Here is a 21,596-nt window from a genome sequence, read left to right as displayed (position 1 = left end):
ACAGACTATGAGGGACAATCAGATAATAGACGTGATCTTTGCACTTACTCGTTTTGATAGGAAAAGAGGAAACATGGATGACGGTATCGATACTATTGTTTATTTTAGCGGGATTGGCCGAAATCGGCGGGGGATATTTGGTATGGCTTTGGCTAAAGGAGTCCAAGCCATACTGGTACGGTATCGTCGGGGCGCTGATCCTGGTGTTGTACGGAATCATTCCTACGCTTCAAAGCTTCCCTTCCTTCGGGCGGGTATATGCCGCCTATGGAGGGGTCTTTATCATTCTTGCTGTTTTTTGGGGATGGCTGGTGGATAAAAAGACACCTGATTTGTATGACTGGGTAGGCGCTATTATCTGCCTGATCGGAGTGAGCGTCATCTTATGGGCGCCGCACCAATAACTTTGGAGTGGAGGCTGAAATGAAAAGCTTCGAGGAATTGTACTGCGAAAAGGATTCAGCGATCGAAGAGATAAAAAAATGGCAGTCAGCATCAGACCGAAAGATTACCCTTCTCCCATCTGAACAGGAGAAAGGGAAAAAACAGCTTGTTGATTTACAAGTAACGACGAGGTCAACTCTAGGGGCTGTTGCTTTTGAAACAGGCGGGATTCTGATTCATCAAGGCTGGCTCCGGATTCTAGGGTCCGGCCATCCTCATTTACCCCGTTCCATCACTTCTTGGAATCAGCAATGTGCCATGAATCAGATGCTGTTGGTAGCAGACGATGTCATAGGGGGATTCTTTGCGATTAATGGTGGAATGTTTCCAGATTCGGTAGGCGGCATATGGTATTTCGCGCCGGACAGTCTCACATGGGAGGATCTTGAGATTGGCTATACCGACTTTTTGCACTGGGCAATGACGGGGGATATCCATACGTTTTATGCGACATTTTTCTGGAAGGATTGGGAGAAGGACGTTTCCAAGCTAAAAGGGGATGAAATGTTCGCGATCTATCCTTTTTTGTGGTCAAAAGAAGCGCGTGAATTAACGATGGAGGGGTGCTCAAAAAGGCCGGTACCTGCATGGGAAATTTGGGAGATGAACCAGAAGGTTGTGTAAAGGAAAAAAGAGCGGCCCACGAAGGACCGCTCTTTTGCTTTTATTGTTTGGTTGCTGCAACTTCAGCTTGAGCGCTATTATGATGATCCAAGTACTCATCTGGACCGATAATTCCCGCAGCACGATCTTGTTTTTCTAGTTCAAGTGCTTTCGGAACGGAGAGCCAGTAAGCAAAAGCAATCCCGATAATACCTGCACCCAATTTACCAATCATAACCGGCAAGATAATGTTCGGTTGGAAGTTTGCCGAGAAGGACAAGTGGTCACCCAGCAAGAAAGCGGAACAAACCCCGAAGGAAATGTTGATAACTTTGTCTTTTGGCGGCATGGAACGAATGAGACGGAACATAGCCAGGATGTTCGCGCTAGTTGCGAGCAAGCCTGCACTACCAGAAGGGCTCATGCCCAGCTTATTACCCAATGCTTCGAGTGGCTTCGCTGCATATTTACGCAGCATGTAAACCATTGGGAACGCACCTGCGAGCATGATACCGATGTAACCAGCGGTCTCCAACGCACGGTATTGATCGGTTGGATCTGCGATGATTGGATCGAAGCCCCAAGCTCCGAAAATCTTTGTAAAGATGCCAGTAAAGTGTTGCACGATCGAGAATACGAGAACGAGCTTGATAGCTGCATCCATTGTCTTCCCGAAAATCATGAAGCCTTTAATCATCAAGTCTGGCAGGAAACGCAGACCAGCAGCAATCGCTAGTACGAAGAACAAAATCGGTGAAAGGTTCAGAAGTACCTGTCCGAAGCCAATGGCAAAAGCATAAGTCGATTCAGCGTTCGTCGAGATTTCAGCACGAACCTCTGCATTTGTCAAAACAAGAATGGCACTAGAGATAAAAGCACCAATCGGAACAGTCAAAATACCGGACATTACGCCAAGCGCCATGTATTTATGGTCGCGCTTGTCCAACATAGCAAGTCCCATTGGGATGGAGAACACGATCGTAGCACCGGCCATCAGACCGACGATCATCGCCATAACCCATCCTTCTGTGGAGGTCTTCAGGAGGTTTGCCAACTGATAGCCACCCATGTCAGATGCGAGAATCGCAGTTGCCGCAATCGCAGGATCTGCTCCAATTTTGTTGAAGATGGGTGATACCGCTTTTTCTACGAACCAAGAGATGTACGGTAGGGATGCCATAATACCGGCAGCAGGAACGAAGATGTAACCTGTTGAGTGAATCCCTTCCATGAACTCCTTACCGAGACCCTCATCGGCGTTGCGAATCGCGGCAATGGCACCAATCACTGCACATAACATGATGATGTAAATAATGACGCTTCCAATGTGCTCCATGGATATCCCACCTTTTTGCGGATGTAAACAATAAAAGCACTTAGGATCTCATCAATGAATGAGATAGACCCTAAGCGCCTTTGCTTACTTTGTATGAACTTGTTTACAGGTAATGGCAATAACAACCAGCTGGAACCGCTTTCATAGCTCGCTAAAAATAAACAAAAAATACAAATGGTGTTTATTTTATTGTGTCATTTTAGAAACTTATGCTAGAAAGCGCCGTTGCTTTACTCTGCATTATAAAGTGATTATATGGGGAGGCATGGCTATTGTCAACTGCTCTTTAGGAACAAAGAACGAATTTTGCGAAGAAAAAAAGTTGGAAAAAAAAGCCGCCCTTGTTATTCGCAAGGGCAGCTTTATGTGTAATTTACAGTTTTGTTACGTTCTCAGCTTGTGGTCCACGGTTGCCTTCAACCACGTTGAATTCAACGCGTTGGCCTTCTTCGAGGGTTTTGAAACCGTCGCCTTGGATTGCGCTGAAGTGAACGAATACATCGTTTCCGCCTTCAACTGCGATGAAGCCATAACCTTTTTCTGCATTGAACCATTTAACTGTACCTGTTTGCATGGGTGTTACCTCCAACAAAATAAAATGAATATGTAACTTTTATTTATGGATAAAATAAAATTCACACATTGTAAAAGGTTCAAACATAAGTGTAAACCCTTTACAATATGTGAACGCTTTAAATAAGAATCTTTTGTTTAAGCTAATACTATCACAGAAGAAAGAGGAAAGCAATCGCTCAATAAACGAAAGGACGGCCCGAGTACGAAATAATCAGAGCCGTCCATTACGAACATTGAACAAACTGTTACTTAGGAAAAGAACTTCACTCTCTCATCCAAAGGCTGGAATTGTTTTTCACCTGGTTGAGCGGTTGGTTTGCCAAAAGGCATTTGTGCTCGCAGCTTCCATTCGCTCGGGAGGTTCCACGTTTGTTGGACTTCTTCATCGATGAGTGGATTGTAATGCTGCAAGGAAGCACCGAAGCCCTCGATTTCCAGCGCAGTCCACACAACATATTGAAGCATACCGGAAGATTGCTCGGACCAAATCGGGAAATTATCTTTGTACGCTCCGAATTGCTGCATGAGGTTTTCGACGACGCTCTGGTCTTCAAAGAAAAGAACAGTGCCGTAGCCGCTACCGAAAGCGTTCATTTTTTCTTCCGTGGCCCCGAAATTTTCAGCGGGAACGATTTTACGCAGTGTTTCTTTGGTAATGTTCCACAGCTTATCGTGCTCCGCACCCAAGAGGACAACAACGCGAGCGCTTTGGGAGTTGAATGAGGATGGTGTGTACTTTACTGCTTCCTGCACGATTTCTTTAATACGCTCATCAGATACAACATTTTCCTTGCTGATCCCATAGTACGTTCTTCTATCTTTTACGGCTGCAATAAAATCCTTACCCACTCTGCATTCCTCCTGCAACTTGTTTTTACACTAACATGATGCATTGAAAGGGAGAAGCTTATTCAATGCATGGTTTCTTACATTTCGTAATTAAATATAAATTCTTGTGCAGCTGCTGTCAACATTTGGGTGTGCTGATAGCGATAAGTAAACTTTTTTTCGGTTAGAATGGGATGATAAGGTTCGAGTTAGTAAGGAGGAAATGATGATTACCAAAATGGCAACGGTAGCTGTTTACGTAGAAGATCAACAACGCGCAAAAGTGTTCTGGACAGAAAAGGTTGGATTTGAAGTCAAGCAAGAGCACCCGATGGGACCAAACAGCAGTTGGCTGGAGGTAGGACCAGCAGGTGCACAGACTGCTTTGGTACTCTATCCGAAAAGTATGATGAGCAACTGGCAGGAACAAATAGCCTCGATCGTTTTTGAATGTACAGAAATTGAAAAGACGTACGAAACGATGCGCACAAACGGTGTTGTTTTTCAAGGAGAACTGAACAAGATGCAGTGGGGGACCTATGCGACTTTTCAGGATGAAGATGGCAACAGCTATTTGCTAAAAGGATAAGCGGAGTGAAGACCTCTGGCCAAATGCGGCTGGAGGTTTTTTTATAGGACGAATCAAACAATCGCGCGAACGAGGTAATACATGTGCGTGGTTGGTAGACCATCAGACGTCGCATAGTGGTCAAAAATCGGCATAACACTCTTCATGTGCTGTTCGATGGCGGACGAGAGAATAGTGGGACTTTGTCCGAAGCAACGCATGCGAATGACATCGAGCGGGGTCTGAAGATACTCGGTGGCGATCACTGTCTGAATATCCACTCGCTGAAAAGCAGCTTGTCTGAGTCTCTCTTGCAAATTTTGCAGGATCGGAGTGTCCACTGGACGTGAACCAAATAAATGAGGAAACCATTCGAATAATTCGGCGGACAACTGATCGCCCGGATGTAATCCGATGAAGGAGCCTCCTCTTTTAACGACGCGTGCTATATCTGGATAGGCGGAGGTAGGTCCCTTGCGATTGTAGGCGCAATCGAACGTATCGTCATGGAAGGGGAGAGTATATTTCGTATTGGTGACAACGAAGGAGACGTTTTCGGGTGTTTGCGTGCGGGCCTTTTGCACAAAGTTTTCTGTCACATCCAAGCCGACAATTTCTTTGACAGAACGGGTCCAGTGCAGTGTGAATGCACCATGTCCGCAGCCGATGTCGAGAACGGATTGATTCGGAACCATGCGACTAATTTCTTCCATAAAAAGCGACTCGCCATTCGGTTCCGTAATGGTAGAGCGCCACGGGTATACGTATTCACCAGTCATTTCGCCCAGTTGAGTGTACCAGGCCAAAGAGTGGGGGGCGAGCCAGTCGGGATGGGTGTTTGGATTCGGTGGATGAAGCATGATCGGTCACCTCTCATCTAACGAAAATGCACAACAGGTATCATTGTAATAATTCCCCTGTCTTTTGACAAACTCTTTAAACGGCTTTACACGAACGAAAAGTAGCGATAACGTGGAAGATGGAAAGCGGTTGAAAGGAGCCAGGGCAAATGATTTTGTCACAACAATATAGAAGCATTCTGATCGTGACCTCCGTTGACGCGGAACGGGATGCAGTAATGCGCGGCATTCAAGGGGATGAGCGTTTCACAGTCATCGCTGGGGGAGTAGGGCCAGCGGCAGCCGCAGCGAGTACAGCCAGAGCGCTTGCTTGCGCGGACTACGATCTGGTCATTTGTGCAGGAATATGCGGTGGATTCGTGGGAGAAGCAGAGATTGGGTCGCTGGTTGTCGCGACAGAGATTATTTGTGCGGATTTGGGGGCAGAAACGCCTGAGGGCTTTTGCAGTGTGGACGAGCTGGGATTTGGATCAGCTCGGGTAAGTGCCGATCAAGAGATGGTCGAACGGGTAACGGAAGCAATGAAGGTGGCAGGCTTGGTCGCCAAAAAAGGCATTGTACTCACACTATCAACCGTGACGGGAACAGCGGAAACAGCGGCGGCTTTGGCACAGCGGATGCCAGACGCGCTAGCTGAAGCGATGGAGGGGTATGGGGTTGCGACTGCTGCCCAGGCTGCCAGACGACCTGTTCTGGAAATTCGCACGGTATCGAATGCAATTGGACCGCGGGATAAATCCGCTTGGCGGATAAAAGATGCGTTGGAATCTCTGGAAAAGGGAAGCTCTGTACTACGGGAGGTACTATCATGAAAATTGCGTTTTCACCATGTCCGAATGACACTTTTGTTTTTCATGCCTGGGCACATGATTTAATTCCGGGAGCGCCAAAGCTCGATATTATGTACGCAGATATCGATATTACGAATACGCTTGCTGCACAGGGGGAAGGCCCAGAAGTAATGAAAATCTCCTATGCGGCATTGCCTTGGGTGATGGACAACTACTCGTTGCTCCCTTGCGGCGGTGCACTGGGCAGAGGATGCGGGCCACTCGTTTTGACCCAAGGAAATTCTGGCGAGAGTGCGAACGATCCAGCACGTCTGTCCAACAAACTTGTAGCAGTTCCGAGTGAGCGCTCCACAGCTTATTTACTGTTCCGGCTCTGGGCTGCACAAAATGTCCCGGGTGGTGTAGGGGAGATCGTCGTCATGCCGTTTCATGAGATTATGCCTGCTGTACGTGACGGCAAGATCGATGCGGGACTCGTGATCCACGAGGCGCGTTTCACGTATCAAAACTACGGGCTGTCTCTTATGACTGACTTGGGCAACTGGTGGGAGTCTGATACGAATTTGCCGATTCCGTTGGGGGCCATCATCGCGAAAAAATCAATGGACATCGAGGCTCTGACCAATTGGACGCGCTCCTCTGTGGAATATGCTTGGGCGAATCCGACCGCATCACAACAATATGTCATGTCCCATGCCCAAGAGCTGTCCCTGGAGGTAGCGCAAGCACATATTAACTTGTACGTGAATGAGTTTACGAGAAATTTGGGTAACGATGGTTATGCAGCAGTCGAGGCTTTGCTCGGTCGTGCAGCCGAGGAAGGGCTTGTACCAGCATTTGATTTGTCGACATTACGGCGATAACTGATTCAATAATCGGAGGGGGCAGCTTGCAGAGTTGCCCCCTTTTCCTGTTCGAGTAAAGCGTTATCCAGCGTAGATCAATCCACATGCCAGTCGTTTTCCGCTATTTCCTGCCGGCTGCGAATGGAAGTCATCGGGACTTTGATGAATGATCACGCTTCTGCCGACCACATCTGCTGCACTGATTTTGTTTGTGAAAAAAGTCATTCGTGCATAGCCGTCATTGGAAAACAGCACAGGGAAGTCGCCTACGTGGTTGCCATGTGGCTGATGCGTGGGGTTCCAGTGACTGCCTGCTGCGGTAAAGGGATCTTCCGGATTTCCTACTGTACAGACGCCATGCTCATGTAAATGAAAACCAAATGGCCCGATTTGCAGGTGATTGCCGGAAGCAGGCTGGAAATTGGGAAGACCGCTGACTTCCACGAACACTTCGGTGCCGTAGGGGACATCGGTAAACACAACGTAGCCGTGCAGGTTCGGTGCCAGTGGACCACCCTGAATTTCGGCAAAAGATTGTCCTGTTCTCCGTCCATGTTGTGAGGATACGGCTCGTAAGTCACGCTCATATGGGTATTCATAAGGCTGATATCCGTACATGTTACACACCACCTTACATTTATCCAGTTTGCCATATCTTATGTAAGGGATGGGCACATGGTTACTGGGCTGCGTAGGAGAACATTGACGCTGATAATTATTTTCATCTACAATCAGGTGGAATTCCCCGGCATGGGCAAAAGGGTGGGCAAAACGTGAAAAGAGTGCTGCTGATAGAAGATGAGATCAATATGGCCCGATTTATTGAACTGGAGCTGCGCTATGAATCGTTTGCGATTACAGTCGCGCATGATGGACATAAAGGACTCGAGCTCGCTTTACAGGAAGAATGGGATGTCATCTTATTGGACGTCATGCTTCCGGGGCTCGATGGTATAGCGGTTTGTCAAAAAATACGGAGCGTGAAAAAAACGCCGATTATTATGCTGACAGCCAGAGACAGTATTACGGACCGCGTCTCAGGCTTGGATAGTGGTGCCGATGATTATATTCCGAAACCATTCGCGATCGAGGAGTTGTTGGCACGCATACGCGTTGTGTTTCGCCGTCAGGAACAGAAGGAGAATGTCCCCCAAACCTTGCTTGCGCACCGAGGACTGGTGGTCCAAATGGAGGGGCGTATCGTCACCAAAAATAATCAACCTGTTGAGTTGACCAAAAGAGAATACGATTTGCTCGTGACGTTCATGAAAAACATCAATCGAGTCCTGCCTCGCGAGGTGCTACTCGATACCGTATGGGGATTCGAGGCGGCTGTCGAGACCAATGTTGTCGATGTGTACGTTCGGTATTTGCGCAATAAAATCGATTCTCCCAATGAGGACAGCTATATCTCGACTGTACGCGGGATTGGCTACGTAATGAGAAAATGAGAGGACCATCGAGATTCTTAAAGCTCCCGATTAAATGGAAGCTGACACTCTGGTCGTCACTTCTGCTTTTTCTCGTATTCATTGGCTATAATAGCTTCCAATATTTTTTTGTAGAGAAGTGGATGTTTAATAATGAGCAGCAGGTTGTGCAACAGACGATGCGAGAGTTCCTGAACTACGCGCTGGAAAAAGAGCAATCTTTTGAGGGAGAGGACCTCGCAGAATTGCGCAGCTTCCTGGAGAAAATCAATCAACGAAACCAGATGATTCGCATTCTGGACGAAGAGGGTAATCCGATTGTCGTGGTCTCGGAAAACTTTCAAGATATCCCACTGCCAGCGCTTCCGCCTGTTCAGTCGATTCGCACCCAGACCCAAGAAGTGCGTGATGACCTGTTGATCATGAGCAGTCCGCTTACGATCTTTCAATTTAACGGGACCGTCATGATTCTGAAGAATATGAAAGAGTTTGAGCAGTTGAGTGGTGCGCTTTTTCAGGTCATGGCAATTGGGTGCTTGACCGCTGTGATCATAAGTGGTTTGGGGGGCAGATTGCTCGCGCGACAGTTGCTTAGGCCCCTGCAATCGATGAATGAAACGATGAGCAACGTCCGGCAAAAAGGATTCCATGAACGTGTGCAGTTTCACGATAATCAGGATGAGATTGCGACCTTGATGAAAATGTTCAATAAAATGATGGATCAGGTAGAGCGGTCCTTTTTGCAGCAGAGACAATTCGTCGAAGATGCCTCACATGAGCTGCGCACGCCGATTGCGATTATCGAAGGGCATCTGGGAATGCTACGGCGCTGGGGCAAAAATGATCCAGCTGTTTTGGAGGAATCCTTGCAGACATCGATTCAAGAGCTCGCCAGACTAAAAGGACTGGTGCAGGAACTGCTCGCTTTGACGAGAGCGGAGCATGTGGAGATAGAAGAGGATGTCGCGCTCCGTGATCCGGATCGGGCTATCTGTCACATGATCAAGAAATTCGCCATGATTCAGCCGACATTTACGATCGAGCAAGAACTTGCGCCTTTCGTTGGAAAAATCCTTGCCATATCAGAAGAACACCTGGAGCAAGTATTACTGATCCTTTTGGATAATGCGGTCAAGTATTCCGGGGAGAGCAGAAGAATCTGCGTGAGGGCCAAGGTGCAAGAAAATGTAGTCTGTATGGAAATCATAGATGAAGGAATCGGCATACCCGAGCAGGATTTGCCGTATGTCTTGGACCGATTGTATCGGGTAGACAAAGCGAGAAATAGCGGGGAAAGCGGACACGGACTCGGACTGGCGATTGCCAAACGATTGCTTGCGCGTTACAACGGTAGCATAACAATTCAAAGTGTGGAACAGAAAGGAACGACTGTGACTGTTTTTGTACGGCTTCGTCAGTGAGTTTCACCTGATCCACCTATCACGAAAAATAATTAGGGATGTTTTTTATTTTCACAGCATTTTCTCATTTTTGTTCGTTACAATTAGCCTTGTCAATTGGCAATGATATTCATTATCAATAATCAGTGCGATAGAGAGGGAGAATCAAAATGAGAAAAAAATCGATGCTGGCGGTCATGCTGAGTACAATGCTGACGCTGCCTTTGCTTGCTGCATGCGGAAACGGTGCGAATACTGCCCAGCCACAAACAGAAGCACCAAAGGCACAGGAACCGGCTGCCACAGAGCAAGTCGTTAACGTATTTACTGCGCGCCATTACGATATTGATAGCAAACTGTTCGCAGAATTCACGAAGCAAACAGGCATCAAGGTAAATGAAGTGAAGGGTACAGCAGAAGAGCTGGTTGAGCGCTTGAAGCGTGAAGGAGAGAGCTCCGAAGCAGATTTGTTCATCACGGTTGACGGTGGTGTTCTGAACTACGCGAAGCAAAATGGCGTTCTGCAACCGATTCAATCTGCCGAAGTAGAGAAAAACGTACCGAAAGAACTGCGTGATCCTGACAACCAATGGATCGGTATGGCTACCCGTGCACGTGTAATCGTGTATGCGAAGGATCGCGTGAAGCCAGAGCAGCTGTCTACGTATGAAGATTTGGCTACAGATAAATGGAAAGGCAAAGTATTGGTACGCTCTTCTTCCAACCTATACAACCAGTCACTCGTTGCTTCTTTTATTGAGCTGAATGGCGAGCAGGCTGCATTGGATTGGGCAAAGGGTCTTGTAAACAATTTCGCGCGCAAGCCTGAAGGTGGAGACCGTGATCAGGCAAAAGCTGTCGTTGCCAAAGTCGGTGACGTTGCGATCATGAACACCTACTATGTTGGACAAATGCTGAACTCTAAAGATGCAGAGGAAGTAAAAGTCGCGCAAAACATCGGCGTTTTCTTCCCGAACCAAGAAACGACAGGCACACACTTGAACATCAGCGGTATTGGTTTGACCAAGCACGCGAAAAACAAGGACAATGCCGTGAAATTGATTGAGTTCGTTACAGGGAAAGAGGCTCAAACGATGCTGACAAGCGGAAGCTACGAGTTCCCTGTCAATGCAGAGGCTGACAAGCCTGCTCTTTTGAAAGAGTGGGGAGAATTTAAAACGCAAAAGCTCGACTTTGCTAAGCTCGGCGAGTATAACAAAAAAGCGGTAGAACTGCTGAATCAAGCAGGTTGGAAATAAGCATGACGGGAGCACTTTTGCGTAGAAGCCTGAGACGAAAACTGAACGGGTGGGTAACGCTGAGCGTGATAGGGGCCTTTTTGGCCCTTCTCCCGTCTCTTTATATTTTTTTCGGACTCTTTCAAAAACAGAATGAAAACTGGCAGCATATCCAAGAGTACATGCTGCTGGATTACGCGTTGCAATCGTTATGGCTCGTGCTCGGTACTGGAGCCTGTACGATCATCGTAGGTGTGACGCTAGCTTGGCTGGTCGCTGCCTACGATTTTCCATTGCGTCGCTTTTTTTCATTTGCTTTTGTACTGCCGCTGGCAATTCCTCCGTATATCGCGGCATACACATACGGCTCCATGCTCAGCTACACGGGGAGCATTCAGACGATTTTGCGTGATACATTCGGGCTGACGCTCGATCAACGCTACTTTGACATTATGTCGATGAAGGGCGCTATTTTTATTTTTACTCTGTTTTTGTTCCCGTACGTTTATTTGATTACGAAAACCTTTCTCGAAAAGCAGAGTGCTGTGTTCATTGAAAATGCCAGATTGCTCGGAAAAAACCAAACGCATATCTTTTTTCGCATCGTCCTGCCTATGTCGCAGGCAGCCATCGTCGGTGGGGCCAGTCTTGTGGCCTTTGAAGTGCTCAATGATTTTGGAGTGACGAAGCATTTTGGGATTCAGTCTTTTACAGCGGCGATTTTCAAGACGTGGTTTGGCATGTATGACGTAGAATCGGCCATCCGTTTGTCCGCCTGGCTCATGATGTTGATCATCGGGATCTTTATCGTCGAACGTCTCGTGCGTAAACGGAAAAAATACAGCTCGCCTACGAACAGGAGCACGCCGCTCACACGCAGAAAATTGCGCGGAATCCCGATGTACACTGCCGTCATCTTCGGATTGGTTATTGTTTCGTTTTCGTTTGTGATCCCTGTAGCGCAGTTGAGTGTCTGGGCGACGTGGACGTATGGGGAAGTGTTGAACGAGACCTTCTGGAAGCTCTTGAGCAATACGCTGTTCATTTCCTGTATCTCCATCACCATCTTGATGCTGCTTGCGGTAATCGTAGCGAATGTCATCCGATTCTCCCGAGGCTCGATATTCGCAGTGGCACTGACGCGCTTGATTTCCATGGGCTATTCTATTCCGGGCGCAGTCTTGTCCATCGGTGTGATGGCGGTGGTGATGTCCGTAGATAAAGAACTGAGTTCCTTCTATAGCTGGCTGGGCTTGGGCGCCAACAAGCTGGTACTCAGCATGTCCTTGTTCATGCTGACGTTTGCCTACATCATCCGCTTTCTTGCAGTTGGATTCAATGCAGTCGAGGCAGGATTTGAGAAGACGGGAAACCGCTATTCAGAAGCGGCACGTATGCTCGGGATGAGCATGACACGGACTTTTTTTAAGGTGGATTTACCATTAATCAAAGGGGCTGTGCTCACTGGTTTTATCTTGGTGTTCATGGAAATTGTGAAGGAATTGCCGCTTACCTTGCTCCTTCGTCCCTATAACTTCGAGACGCTGGCAACAAAGGCGTATCAATATGCAAGCGATGAACAAATTCATCAGGCCGCGATTCCGTCGCTCTGTATTATTGCGGTGGGGATCGTCTCCGTTATTTTCTATCACTGGTTAGGAGAGAGACAGGCAAAATGACTTTTTTTGAAGTGAAAAACCTGACGTTTGGTTATGCAAGCGGGAACGGCAGCGTCATCTGGGATTTTTCTTTGCAGATGGAGCAGGGGGAAGTTGTCGGGCTGCTCGGGAATAGCGGTTGCGGAAAAAGTACATTGCTTCGATTGATAGCCGGACTGGAGTCGCCCAAGAGCGGACGCATCCAGATCGATGGGAAAGTGTTGGTCGATCAGGGGCAGTTTGTGGAGCCAGAGCAACGCGGGATCGGTATGATTTTTCAGGATTATGCGCTGTTTCCTCATTTAACTGTCGAGCAAAACATCTTGTTCGGTCTGCATCGCTTATCCAAAGCAGAGCGTCTGGTTCGTTTGAAAGAGATGTTGGCGCTCGTACAGCTCGAAGGATATGGCAAGCGATATCCACATGAACTGAGCGGGGGACAGCAGCAGCGTGTCGCATTTGCGCGTGCACTGGCACCTAGACCGGCTATCTTGTTGATGGATGAGCCGTTCAGTAATCTGGATGCCGAGCTGAAAACGAAAATACGCGATGACTTGAAGCGAATGCTCCGAGCTGCCAAGATGACGTCGATCCTGGTCACGCATGACAAAGCAGATGCGGAAACAATATGTGATCGTATCATTCGAATGACTCGCTAAGGGCAAAGTGCAGCTTTCAGCCTCCAAAGTGCATAGTCGTACCGTACGTTGTTGTATAATGTGCATACGACGAATTTTGTAGTGTGCGGTCTGCTGTCTTTTGGTCAGCACCGTTCAAATAGAGGAGGATGGAACATGAAAATTGAAATCTGGTCTGATTTTGCCTGCCCGTTTTGCTATATCGGAAAGCGCCGTCTGGAAGGAGCGCTGTCTCAATTTCCGCATAAGGATCAAGTAGAGGTGGTATATCGCAGTTTCCAGCTCGACCCGCAGATGGAACGCGATACCGATATGGACATGCATGAAGTACTGGCAGCCAAGTATAGTATTCCGCTCGCACAGGCGAAGGGCATGAATGACCAAGTAACCCAGATGGCAAAAGGCGTCGGTCTCGACTATCATTTTGACACGATGATTCCGACCAATACATTCGATGCGCATCGCTTGACGCACTTTGCTCATGCCCATGGAAAAATGAAGGAAATGAAGGAGCGAATGCTGAAGGCGTACTTTACGGAATCGCTCCATCTCGGTGACCATGAGGTGCTGGCACAGCTTGCTTCTGAGGTAGGCTTGGACAAGGAAGCGACGCTCGCCATGCTGGCAGGAGACGAATACAGAGAGCAAGTACAAGAGGACAAACAAAGAGGCAACGATTTGGGTGTCACAGGTGTACCGTTCTTTGTCATTAATAACAAATATGCAGTCTCTGGCGCGCAGCCAGGAGAAGTCTTTTTAGGTGCATTGAACCAGGTATGGGAAGAAGAAAGCGCCGCTCCTGCGCTGAAATTCGTACAGAACGACGAGAAAAAAGACGAGCAATCCGGCGACAATTGCGTGGATGGTTCCTGCAAAATATAAGGTTTAGTTAGGCTACAACCGATTCCTAATAAGGAGTCGGTTTTTTTCTTTACTGGCGCGCAAGCTGTTTCTGTAGTGCAAGCGCGAGCTCCAAAGACACAACTGCATGATCAACATCGATAATCGATTGTGTATGGTCCGCAAAGCATTGAATGGCATGACGCAAGCTCTCTTCATACGAATTGACAGGTTCTAGAACGAGCTCATTCTTGCCTGAGGACGTGTATTCCCATAAAAAAGTTTCCGTCTGACCATGGCTGTCGGCTTCCTGAAAGACGAGCTTTGCCTTCTCAAAGTACGCCTCGTAACCGACAGTGAATGGGTACGAGGTCGGCATCTGCGAGGAGGCGACTATTTCAGCATGCCCATCAGGGTAATGAAAGTGCGAGTGGACGATGGACTGTTTTTTATCCGATGATTCTGTCCCCCATGCGCTCATATTGGCATTGCGACCGAACAGCCATGTTACGAAGTCCAGCTCGTGGATCATCAGATTGGTTGTAATGGAGGACAAGCCTAGATCCCCCCATAAAGGAGCTGTTTCTCTTTTGAGCGAGAGGGAGAGGAGCTGTCCGTACTTGTTTTCTGTCTGAGCGCTGCGAAGGTAGGCGTACGCCGGATCAAATTTGATAAACTGATTTACCAACAGCTTTTTCCCCGACCGGTCCCTTGCATGCTTCATGGCTTGTGCATCGTCTAGCGTATAGCAAACCGGTGTTTCACAGAATACATGCTTTCCGTTTTCGAGTGCTTCTACTGCGAATTGCCGATGCAGCTGCGAAGGCAAGCATATATCTACGACATCGATCGTAGGATCGCACATGATCTCGTCCATATGCTTCGTAATTTCCACATGCAGCTCTTCCTTCAACTTTTGCAGCTTCGATTCATTTCGACCGAAAACTACTAATCTATCTACACCATTCATTTTTTTCAGTAGATGCGCATGATACGCACCAAAGCCGGTTCCTAATACCGCAATGTTCATCTTGGATCCCTCCCATAATGATAGCTCTATGATATCTTTGTATTGTTGACAGCATTGTGTCATCAATTTGACTGCGTTGAAAAATAGAGTAGTCGCTTTGTCATGGAGGCTGGGGATGAGACTGCATCGATTGATTGCGATCTTGCTGCTGATCGAATCAAGAGGAAAAATGAAAGCAAAAGAACTCGCTATAGCACTGGAGACGTCTGTTCGCTCGATTTATCGGGATATTGACGCACTGTCCCAGGCAGGGATTCCGATCGCGGCAACTTCGGGACCTAGCGGTGGAATTTATTTGATGGAAGGATATACGGTCAATCTGAAACAGCTGTACGTCGATGATGTCGTGCACTTGTATTTGACCGGGATGGGGATTCATGTTGGACAGGATACCGAGACTGGACACAAATTAACGTCTGCTTTGCTCAAATTGGAAAAGACATTGCCGCAGACTTATCGGCCGGATATCGAGAAAGCGAAGAAGCGTTTCTATTTCGATGAGACGCCGTGGTGGGAAGAGAGAGTAGTCATACCGCATCTGGAGGTTTTGCGGGCAGCGGTTTGGCGATCAAGCAAAGTCGTCATTGCCTACCGCAAAATGGATGGGAGCAGCTCGTCACGTACCGTATGTCCCTACGGTCTCGTCGTGAAAAAAACGGAGTGGTATCTCGTTGCTTTCTGTGAAAACGCCCAGGAGATTCGAACATTCAAGTGCGAGCGGATTCCTTCTGTTCATGTACTGGAGGAGGCATGCGAGATTCCGGAGAGCTTTTCGTTGGCAGGTTATTGGACGAATCAGGAGGCGGCGTTCAAGCAGGCTTGTCGTGAAGTCGAATATTTTCCTGTAGTGATCAGATTGCATGCTGAAAAGCTGGCCATGCGAGAGAGGCTGGAGGTGATTTCCGCTGTGCAGCAGGGAGATTACGAGCAATTGACGGTTAATTTGTACAGTTATGAAAGAGCATGTCGCGATATTTTGGATATGATCGGACATATGGAGGTAGTGGAGCCAGCGGAATTAAGAGCTTTTGCAAAAGAGAGGCTGCGAGAAAGGATGGCACTCTATAAGTAGCATACGCCAAAAGGCTTCGCACCAAGTCGGTGCGAAGCCTTTAGCGGGAAAGCATGGGATAACTCGCATGCACATGCTGTTTGAAGCCTTCATAGTCCGAGGCATGTATATGAGAGTCGTGGTCGCTTATACAGACATGCTTCATGCAAAGGCGCTGAGCGAACCGATTGCCAGCTTCTGTGATATTATCCATGATGATCGATTGGATGCGGCAGCCACTCTGTTCGACATGAGCCAGTACATCGAGATAATGATGCAGCATCATGCGCAAGGCAGGGCTTTTCCGATAAGATTGATCGACAACGACACAGGACAGAAAATAATAGACTTGCTCGGGAGAAGTAGTTAAATCTTCGATATCCGCTGTCGTCATCAGGCTGTCTTTAAACGTCCCTTGCGCAATTTGCAGGTAGATATGCGGCTTGACGGGAAGTAGGTTCATAAAAGCGATGATGCGCCCATTCTCTTCAATCGCAACGACCGAATCGGGACGAAACAAATACCAATTGTAGCTCTCTTCATAAGGTGTAATAAATTCAGCATCATAGTATTGAAGCTCGAGTTGTTCCATCTGTCTAAAATGCTCAAGGTGCAAATGTTCCATGATCTTCACAAGCAAATCTCCTTCTTTACGCAAAGCGGCTTTGCCGGAGAGCTTCGGCTCGCTGTACGCTTTCTTTGGTTCAAGGTGGAGTCTTGGGATGATCTGTGCGCCATGCTTTGTGTGGTGTTATTCCATCTTACTAGGCGACAGCTCGCAGATATAGTGTATAAAGCGCTGGGTTTCCTTTGCTCGCTTGATTCTGTTCGAAAATAAAGATGGTTCGTTCGGTTGGTAGCGTATTCGCAAGGATTCTTTCAGTAAAAGATGCCATTCATTTGGGAGTTCTTGCAGAGCATGTTCTACGGCTTTTCTCTTCGGAATAATGTCCTCATGGATGAGCGCGTAATAGATTCGACATAAGGTGAAAACGGCGAAGTCTACCCATCCATCGAGCAAGAATTTCCGCATGCTTTTTCCTTTCGGTGACCAATAATCATGGACATTGTATTTCATCGTTTCCCCGACATCAAACCACTGGGTAGGGATGTGTAATGCTTCAATACTTTTCCCCATAACGGTAATGCCCTGTTGCTTGAGGATCCACCACGTCACATGATTAACATCATAGTGGCCGGATGATTTGAATGTCCCATTGTCAACGTAAGGATAAGGCTCCAAGGATGGATTGGTTTTTCCGATGTCATCCAGCTTGATATACATGCCGTCCATTCTTTTAGCGAGTGGGTTGGCGTTTTGGAGAGCATAATGAATGTTCTTGAGCGTTTTTATTTCTGCATTCGTTAACCCACTATGCAAGATCGTTACAAAATCAATATCGCTGTTATCTTCCTCGAAACCTGACAGTGCAATAGAGCCATACAAATACACACCGTAGATGACATCAGGCAGTTCTGCTATGAGTCGTTGCGTATAGTCGTGTAAGAAAGGTCTAACACTTTCTGGGATTCTCTTGTCCATAAGGAAACTCCTTCTCCCCAACTTTTTCGAAGTCGCCTGTGAAATTGATCACTTCCATAATTTTCATACCACCAGTAAATGAGATAAAGTTTACTTGGTTTTTAATTTTCTCGCAAGATGAATTCTTACCTGATAGAAAAATGGTTTGATAGCCAAGGAGGGACACGGTATGATAATTCGGATGGTAACAATTGTTAAAGGAGGCGTTTATTGTGATTGGGTACATGCTAACAAAGGGCAAATTTTTGATGGGGAACTCGCGTAAGTAGCCCGCAAACCCGCGATATTCCCCGAGGATGAAAGGGGTACTATTGTGAGTCAATTATCAACTGACATGATTATTCGGAATTTTCAAAAGGAAGACTTCTCGTTACTTGGCGAGCTATATCAAGCCGTTACCTCAAAAGAAAACGCCACGTTTTGGTGGGTCGGTGAAGAAGCAAACTGGAGTAATGTCTATTGTGCATTTGAAAATGGAAAGATGGTGGCGAAGGGTCAAGTCAGTATTATTACGATTATCCCTCCTGGACGTTCAGCAGCAAATAAGCATTCGATCTACCTGAATCTGAAGACGCTACCGGAAAGAGACAATGACTTCGATTTGCTAGAAAACGTGTATCAGCACCTATTTCTAAGAGCCTTGCAAGTAAAAGAAACGTTGCCAAGTGAATACCAAACGATGCTGTGTGTCGGTAACGATTCATCCGAACTAGAAAACAACCGCTTTTTTATCCAAAAGGGCTATACCCATTGGAATAGCTTGTTTCAGATGAAGCGTGATTTACTAGAACCTATCCCCGCGTTAACGCTGAATGAAAACTTTCACTTTTCGTATTGGAAAATGGAGAGCGCACAGGATGAAAAAGATTACTTGGATCTGGAAGCCACGATTTGGCCGGACGCTCCTTTAGGGTTTGAAAGACTTTCTGAATACAAGAACAAGGCGCTCTGGACATCCATGGTGATTCGTCAAAACGACACGATTGCTGCCAGCTTGATGGCATGGCAGGAGGAAAACGAAGGAGTAGTCGAGGATGTTTTCGTACAGGAACCTTGGAGAAAGCGTGGGCTTGCGAAGTTTTTACTGACACAAGCATTGGGATATCTAAAATCGCATGAACTGAAATCCGCGTATCTCATGGTGGAAACGACGAATGAATCTGCTTTGTCTCTATACAAATCGGTTGGATTCGAGGTAGATAAAGAGGAGATCAGGTACTATATTGTGCTGAAATAAGAAGGACATGGGAGGAGCGCTAGAGTGGCGCCCCTCTTTTTTGTGCAAGTTGATTCGAAATTCTCTTGCAAGAATTACAAAGATAAGGTAAATGTTGGGTGTATCTCTTGCCGATACAATAGAGAGGACCCAGCGTCTAAATATGAGAAGGTGAGGATTTGCGATGAATTTTTTCAAGAAGCTATTCGGCGGTACGAACAACGGAGAAAAGTCAGGGGACGGCACTGCGATTTACACATATAACGAACAAGCTGATTATGAACCTGCAGCTCCCATGGAATATGTAGAAGAAATTGTTGCCCACTTTGAGACGGTATTTGCGGGAAGAGAAAGCAGTGTTTTTCACGAAATTATTTCTGATATGATACATATTGATGTGAATGTAATGAGCCCTACAGAAGAAGAACCATTTTGGGTTCTGTATACGACTGGGATGAGTGATTTACCGATGACGATCCCGGATGAAATACAGGAGCAGATGGAAGAGAATTTCGATCGAGCAGAAGTGATGATATTTTTGCCGGCTTCCTGGGAGCTGACACAAGAATCGCTTCAGGATGAAAACAACTACTGGCCGATCAGGCTGATGAAGCAAATGGCTCGTTTTCCTCACCAGTACAATACGTGGTTGGGATACGGACATACGATACCGAATTATGAGGACTATGTACCGTATGCGGATGGCACTGGCTTAAATGGAGTCGTTCTGTTTCAGCTATCCGAAGAGATCAGCGTCATTCCCACCAAGGATGGGAACAAGGTTCATGCCTATTTCTTGATTCCTTTGTATAAAGAAGAGATGGAATATAAATTGGAGCATGGCTTGGATGCGCTGTTGGATAAATTGTTTGAGCTGGAAGATGATGCGCTGATTTTGAATCCGAATAGAAGAAATACGTGCAAGTAAAAATATATGAAAGCATGAGCGTGTAACAAAACGGGTTCCATATTCGATATAGAACCCGTTGCTCCTTTGCTGTGACCTCCGAACTCAAAGTCAGTCTCTTTCTATACCGATCCCATAAATCGTTCCAACATCCCTATCAAAAAGCTTTATGGATAAACGTGGTTTCCCAGGAGTGTCACTTCTCAATATATAGCCGCCCCAATCCTTGCCGCCATAAGCCTTGTACCCAGTAGTGTCTATGCCAAAAATATCTTGAATAAGCGGCTTCGTGACGGGAATCGCTTCATCGATTGATTTGATGATAATATGCTTGTGTTCCGTTACATGCTGCACATCATATACTTGGCCTGTTTTTGCTCCGACTTCCACCTCATATCTTTCTTGCTCGTTGTGAAACGTCCACCTATCCTCTTTCTCATCTGATGATTTTACGGCTAGGGTGAAGGAGAGATCATTTTTATTGGTGAAGCGCGTCAAAGCTTTTTGCGCGATGTCCAGAGACTTTTGATCTGCATCCTTAGGGTTGTAATTCAAGGTATAATCAATGACTTTGTTTGTAGATAAATCAACATCAACATCCTGATCTTGATCCAAGTCAAAGCTTAGAATAGCTATGTCTTTTCTTTTATAAAATTCTGTTGTTTCGAAGTTAACCGGTTGTTTCGTAACCCTATAGGCTTCACGTGCAGTCTCTACATATTTTTGATAAGGTTCCGTCAATTCTTGGATGGCAAAAGTTGCTTTGACGGCAATCACCTCTGTCGTATCGGCCTTAAAATATACCCAGGCTTCTTCATCCTTTGTCAGTACAACAAAGGACTCCTCGTTTTTCTCGATCTCTGCAAAAGTAAAATTCTTCTCAATGCCGCTCGCCGTAGTGATTGCCTGCTGGGCAGCCGCAAAATACTTTTGCTCTTCGGGAGTTAAAGCTGCACCGCTGGTTGATTCAACCGGGTCAGAAAATGGTTTCATCCAGAAAAAACCGAGCAACAAGCCGCAGGTGATCAATCCTTTTGCCATCCATCCGTAGTACACTCTTCGTTTGTTCACTTTTTGAAGTCTACCTCCTTCTTTTCGCACACCCTCTAATATTGCTTGGCTTCGTTCCCGTGAAAGGAGTTGCTCAGGGAATTGATTCAATTCTTCCAGAACAATCTGTTCATCACGTGACGGCATCGTTCATCACCTCCGCAATCGAAACATTTCGTTTGTTTTGAATCGACTTTATCGCTCGATGCATTGTGAGATTGACCTTGGCTTCCGTCCATCCCAAAACCTCCGCAGTCTCCTTGCTCGATAATCCCTTGATCCCTCTGAGTATCAACACGTCCCGATAAGAAGACTTTAACTGATTGATCATTTCATAAAGCAGACGCTTGTTTTCACTTAACTCCAGCGACTCTTCCGGTGTTTTGTCGTGCGAAACGAGATGCTGCAAGAAGATATCTGGCAACCAGCTAATCAGTTTTGTCTTGCGCCTTTCATCGATGGCTACGTTTCGTGCTATGGCAAACAGCCACGTTTTGGGATTCTCAACCTCTGTGTCGTGTATGGCTTTCAGGGCACGAATAAAGGTCTCTTGAACAAGATCGTCGATATCGGTTCGTCCCGTGTAATAGACGAGAAATCGATATACATCCTGGCTGTATGAGTGAAACCATTGCTCGATTCGTGCGCCACTATGATCCTCCACTGGTGTTACACCTCCTTGTCACTGTATAGACGGAAAAGCTGCTGACAATCTTTCACTTTCAAAATAAAAAAATGAGACAC

At 46.7% G+C, this 21,596-nt stretch carries 24 protein-coding genes; 14 read left to right on the top strand and 10 right to left on the bottom strand.

Annotated features, from left to right (window positions below; translation table 11 throughout):
* Positions 1-77 precede the first annotated feature (77 nt).
* A complete protein-coding gene (locus POF51_RS09355; protein ID WP_069846779.1) occupies positions 78-404 on the top strand; it encodes a YnfA family protein in 327 nt (108 codons plus the stop codon).
* Positions 405-423: 19 nt separating this feature from the next.
* Positions 424-1,068, top strand: a complete 645-nt coding sequence (locus POF51_RS09350; protein WP_069846777.1) for a DUF2625 domain-containing protein — start codon at positions 424-426, stop codon at positions 1,066-1,068.
* 40 nt (positions 1,069-1,108) lie between these two features.
* On the opposite strand, the gene eutH is transcribed toward POF51_RS09350, so the two are convergent.
* The 3 genes from eutH to POF51_RS09335 all read right to left on the bottom strand — a co-directional run bounded on the left by eutH (position 1,109) and on the right by POF51_RS09335 (position 3,808).
* On the bottom strand, positions 1,109-2,383 hold the full coding sequence (gene eutH, locus POF51_RS09345) for an ethanolamine utilization protein EutH (RefSeq protein ID WP_017250064.1): 1,275 nt from the start codon (positions 2,381-2,383) through the stop codon (positions 1,109-1,111).
* Between the two features lie 373 nt (positions 2,384-2,756).
* The gene (locus tag POF51_RS09340) at positions 2,757-2,957 is read right to left on the bottom strand and encodes a cold-shock protein (RefSeq protein ID WP_007725380.1); all 201 of its coding nucleotides are present in this window, start codon (positions 2,955-2,957) and stop codon (positions 2,757-2,759) included.
* Between the two features lie 251 nt (positions 2,958-3,208).
* Positions 3,209-3,808 (bottom strand): nitroreductase family protein, encoded by a 600-nt coding sequence (locus tag POF51_RS09335; protein ID WP_069846774.1) that lies wholly within the window; start codon positions 3,806-3,808, stop codon positions 3,209-3,211.
* 205 nt (positions 3,809-4,013) lie between these two features.
* Here POF51_RS09335 and POF51_RS09330 point away from each other — a divergent pair, with 205 nt between their 5' ends.
* On the top strand, positions 4,014-4,376 hold the full coding sequence (locus tag POF51_RS09330; protein WP_069846772.1) for a VOC family protein: 363 nt from the start codon (positions 4,014-4,016) through the stop codon (positions 4,374-4,376).
* A 53-nt stretch (positions 4,377-4,429) separates the two neighbouring features.
* On the opposite strand, the gene POF51_RS09325 is transcribed toward POF51_RS09330, so the two are convergent.
* The gene (locus POF51_RS09325) at positions 4,430-5,215 is read right to left on the bottom strand and encodes a class I SAM-dependent methyltransferase (RefSeq protein WP_069846769.1); all 786 of its coding nucleotides are present in this window, start codon (positions 5,213-5,215) and stop codon (positions 4,430-4,432) included.
* Between the two features lie 149 nt (positions 5,216-5,364).
* Here POF51_RS09325 and POF51_RS09320 point away from each other — a divergent pair, with 149 nt between their 5' ends.
* Both POF51_RS09320 and POF51_RS09315 read left to right on the top strand, forming a co-directional pair.
* On the top strand, positions 5,365-6,027 hold the full coding sequence (locus POF51_RS09320; RefSeq protein ID WP_069846767.1) for a futalosine hydrolase: 663 nt from the start codon (positions 5,365-5,367) through the stop codon (positions 6,025-6,027).
* A complete protein-coding gene (locus POF51_RS09315; RefSeq protein ID WP_069846765.1) occupies positions 6,024-6,869 on the top strand; it encodes a 1,4-dihydroxy-6-naphthoate synthase in 846 nt (281 codons plus the stop codon). Before POF51_RS09320 ends, POF51_RS09315 begins: the two co-directional genes overlap by 4 nt.
* Positions 6,870-6,932: 63 nt before the next feature.
* On the opposite strand, the gene POF51_RS09310 is transcribed toward POF51_RS09315, so the two are convergent.
* Entirely contained in the window at positions 6,933-7,469 is a 537-nt protein-coding gene (locus POF51_RS09310) for a superoxide dismutase family protein (RefSeq protein ID WP_069846763.1), read from the bottom strand.
* A 155-nt stretch (positions 7,470-7,624) separates the two neighbouring features.
* Between POF51_RS09310 and POF51_RS09305 the strand changes: the two genes are divergently transcribed.
* The 6 genes from POF51_RS09305 (at position 7,625) to POF51_RS09280 (ending at position 14,097) form a co-directional block, all read left to right on the top strand.
* On the top strand, positions 7,625-8,302 hold the full coding sequence (locus POF51_RS09305) for a response regulator transcription factor (RefSeq protein WP_069846762.1): 678 nt from the start codon (positions 7,625-7,627) through the stop codon (positions 8,300-8,302).
* Positions 8,299-9,702 carry a sensor histidine kinase gene (locus POF51_RS09300; RefSeq protein WP_069846761.1) on the top strand — a complete coding sequence of 468 codons (1,404 nt, stop codon included), beginning with the start codon at positions 8,299-8,301 and terminating at the stop codon, positions 9,700-9,702. The genes POF51_RS09305 and POF51_RS09300 overlap by 4 nt, the downstream gene beginning before the upstream one ends.
* 149 nt (positions 9,703-9,851) lie before the next feature.
* A complete protein-coding gene (locus POF51_RS09295; protein ID WP_017250073.1) occupies positions 9,852-10,940 on the top strand; it encodes a Fe(3+) ABC transporter substrate-binding protein in 1,089 nt (362 codons plus the stop codon).
* A gap of 2 nt (positions 10,941-10,942) precedes the next feature.
* Positions 10,943-12,598, top strand: a complete 1,656-nt coding sequence (locus POF51_RS09290; RefSeq protein WP_069846758.1) for an ABC transporter permease — start codon at positions 10,943-10,945, stop codon at positions 12,596-12,598.
* The gene (locus POF51_RS09285) at positions 12,595-13,236 is read left to right on the top strand and encodes an ABC transporter ATP-binding protein (RefSeq protein ID WP_271755212.1); all 642 of its coding nucleotides are present in this window, start codon (positions 12,595-12,597) and stop codon (positions 13,234-13,236) included. The genes POF51_RS09290 and POF51_RS09285 overlap by 4 nt, the downstream gene beginning before the upstream one ends.
* Before the next feature lie 135 nt (positions 13,237-13,371).
* Positions 13,372-14,097 carry a DsbA family oxidoreductase gene (locus POF51_RS09280; RefSeq protein WP_271755210.1) on the top strand — a complete coding sequence of 242 codons (726 nt, stop codon included), beginning with the start codon at positions 13,372-13,374 and terminating at the stop codon, positions 14,095-14,097.
* Between the two features lie 49 nt (positions 14,098-14,146).
* On the opposite strand, the gene POF51_RS09275 is transcribed toward POF51_RS09280, so the two are convergent.
* Positions 14,147-15,085, bottom strand: a complete 939-nt coding sequence (locus POF51_RS09275) for a Gfo/Idh/MocA family protein (RefSeq protein ID WP_271755208.1) — start codon at positions 15,083-15,085, stop codon at positions 14,147-14,149.
* Positions 15,086-15,200: 115 nt separating this feature from the next.
* Between POF51_RS09275 and POF51_RS09270 the strand changes: the two genes are divergently transcribed.
* On the top strand, positions 15,201-16,157 hold the full coding sequence (locus POF51_RS09270) for a helix-turn-helix transcriptional regulator (RefSeq protein ID WP_069846749.1): 957 nt from the start codon (positions 15,201-15,203) through the stop codon (positions 16,155-16,157).
* Positions 16,158-16,197: 40 nt separating this feature from the next.
* Here the strand turns inward: POF51_RS09270 and POF51_RS09265 are convergent, their stop codons facing one another.
* Together POF51_RS09265 and POF51_RS09260 are read right to left on the bottom strand one after the other, a co-directional pair.
* Positions 16,198-16,761: a GNAT family N-acetyltransferase gene (locus tag POF51_RS09265; RefSeq protein ID WP_244521739.1), complete on the bottom strand. Its 564-nt coding sequence runs from the start codon at positions 16,759-16,761 to the stop codon at positions 16,198-16,200.
* A 126-nt stretch (positions 16,762-16,887) separates the two neighbouring features.
* Entirely contained in the window at positions 16,888-17,679 is a 792-nt protein-coding gene (locus POF51_RS09260; protein ID WP_271755205.1) for a nucleotidyltransferase domain-containing protein, read from the bottom strand.
* Between the two features lie 313 nt (positions 17,680-17,992).
* On the opposite strand from POF51_RS09260, the gene POF51_RS09255 reads away from it, so the two are divergent.
* On the top strand, positions 17,993-18,916 hold the full coding sequence (locus tag POF51_RS09255; protein WP_271755203.1) for a GNAT family N-acetyltransferase: 924 nt from the start codon (positions 17,993-17,995) through the stop codon (positions 18,914-18,916).
* Between the two features lie 163 nt (positions 18,917-19,079).
* On the top strand, positions 19,080-19,823 hold the full coding sequence (locus POF51_RS09250; RefSeq protein WP_271755201.1) for a suppressor of fused domain protein: 744 nt from the start codon (positions 19,080-19,082) through the stop codon (positions 19,821-19,823).
* Positions 19,824-19,913: 90 nt separating this feature from the next.
* Here POF51_RS09250 and POF51_RS09245 read toward each other — a convergent pair whose 3' ends face one another.
* Positions 19,914-20,999 carry a hypothetical protein gene (locus tag POF51_RS09245; RefSeq protein WP_069846738.1) on the bottom strand — a complete coding sequence of 362 codons (1,086 nt, stop codon included), beginning with the start codon at positions 20,997-20,999 and terminating at the stop codon, positions 19,914-19,916.
* Positions 20,986-21,516: an RNA polymerase sigma factor gene (locus tag POF51_RS09240; RefSeq protein WP_069846736.1), complete on the bottom strand. Its 531-nt coding sequence runs from the start codon at positions 21,514-21,516 to the stop codon at positions 20,986-20,988. The genes POF51_RS09245 and POF51_RS09240 overlap by 14 nt, the downstream gene beginning before the upstream one ends.
* Positions 21,517-21,596: the final 80 nt, after the last annotated feature.

It is taken from the genome of Brevibacillus sp. AG (assembly GCF_028369215.1).
In the GTDB taxonomy this organism is placed as follows: Bacteria; Bacillota; Bacilli; order Brevibacillales; family Brevibacillaceae; genus Brevibacillus; species Brevibacillus porteri.
Note: the sequence above shows the minus strand (reverse complement) of the source record. Positions and strands in the feature narration are given on the sequence as shown.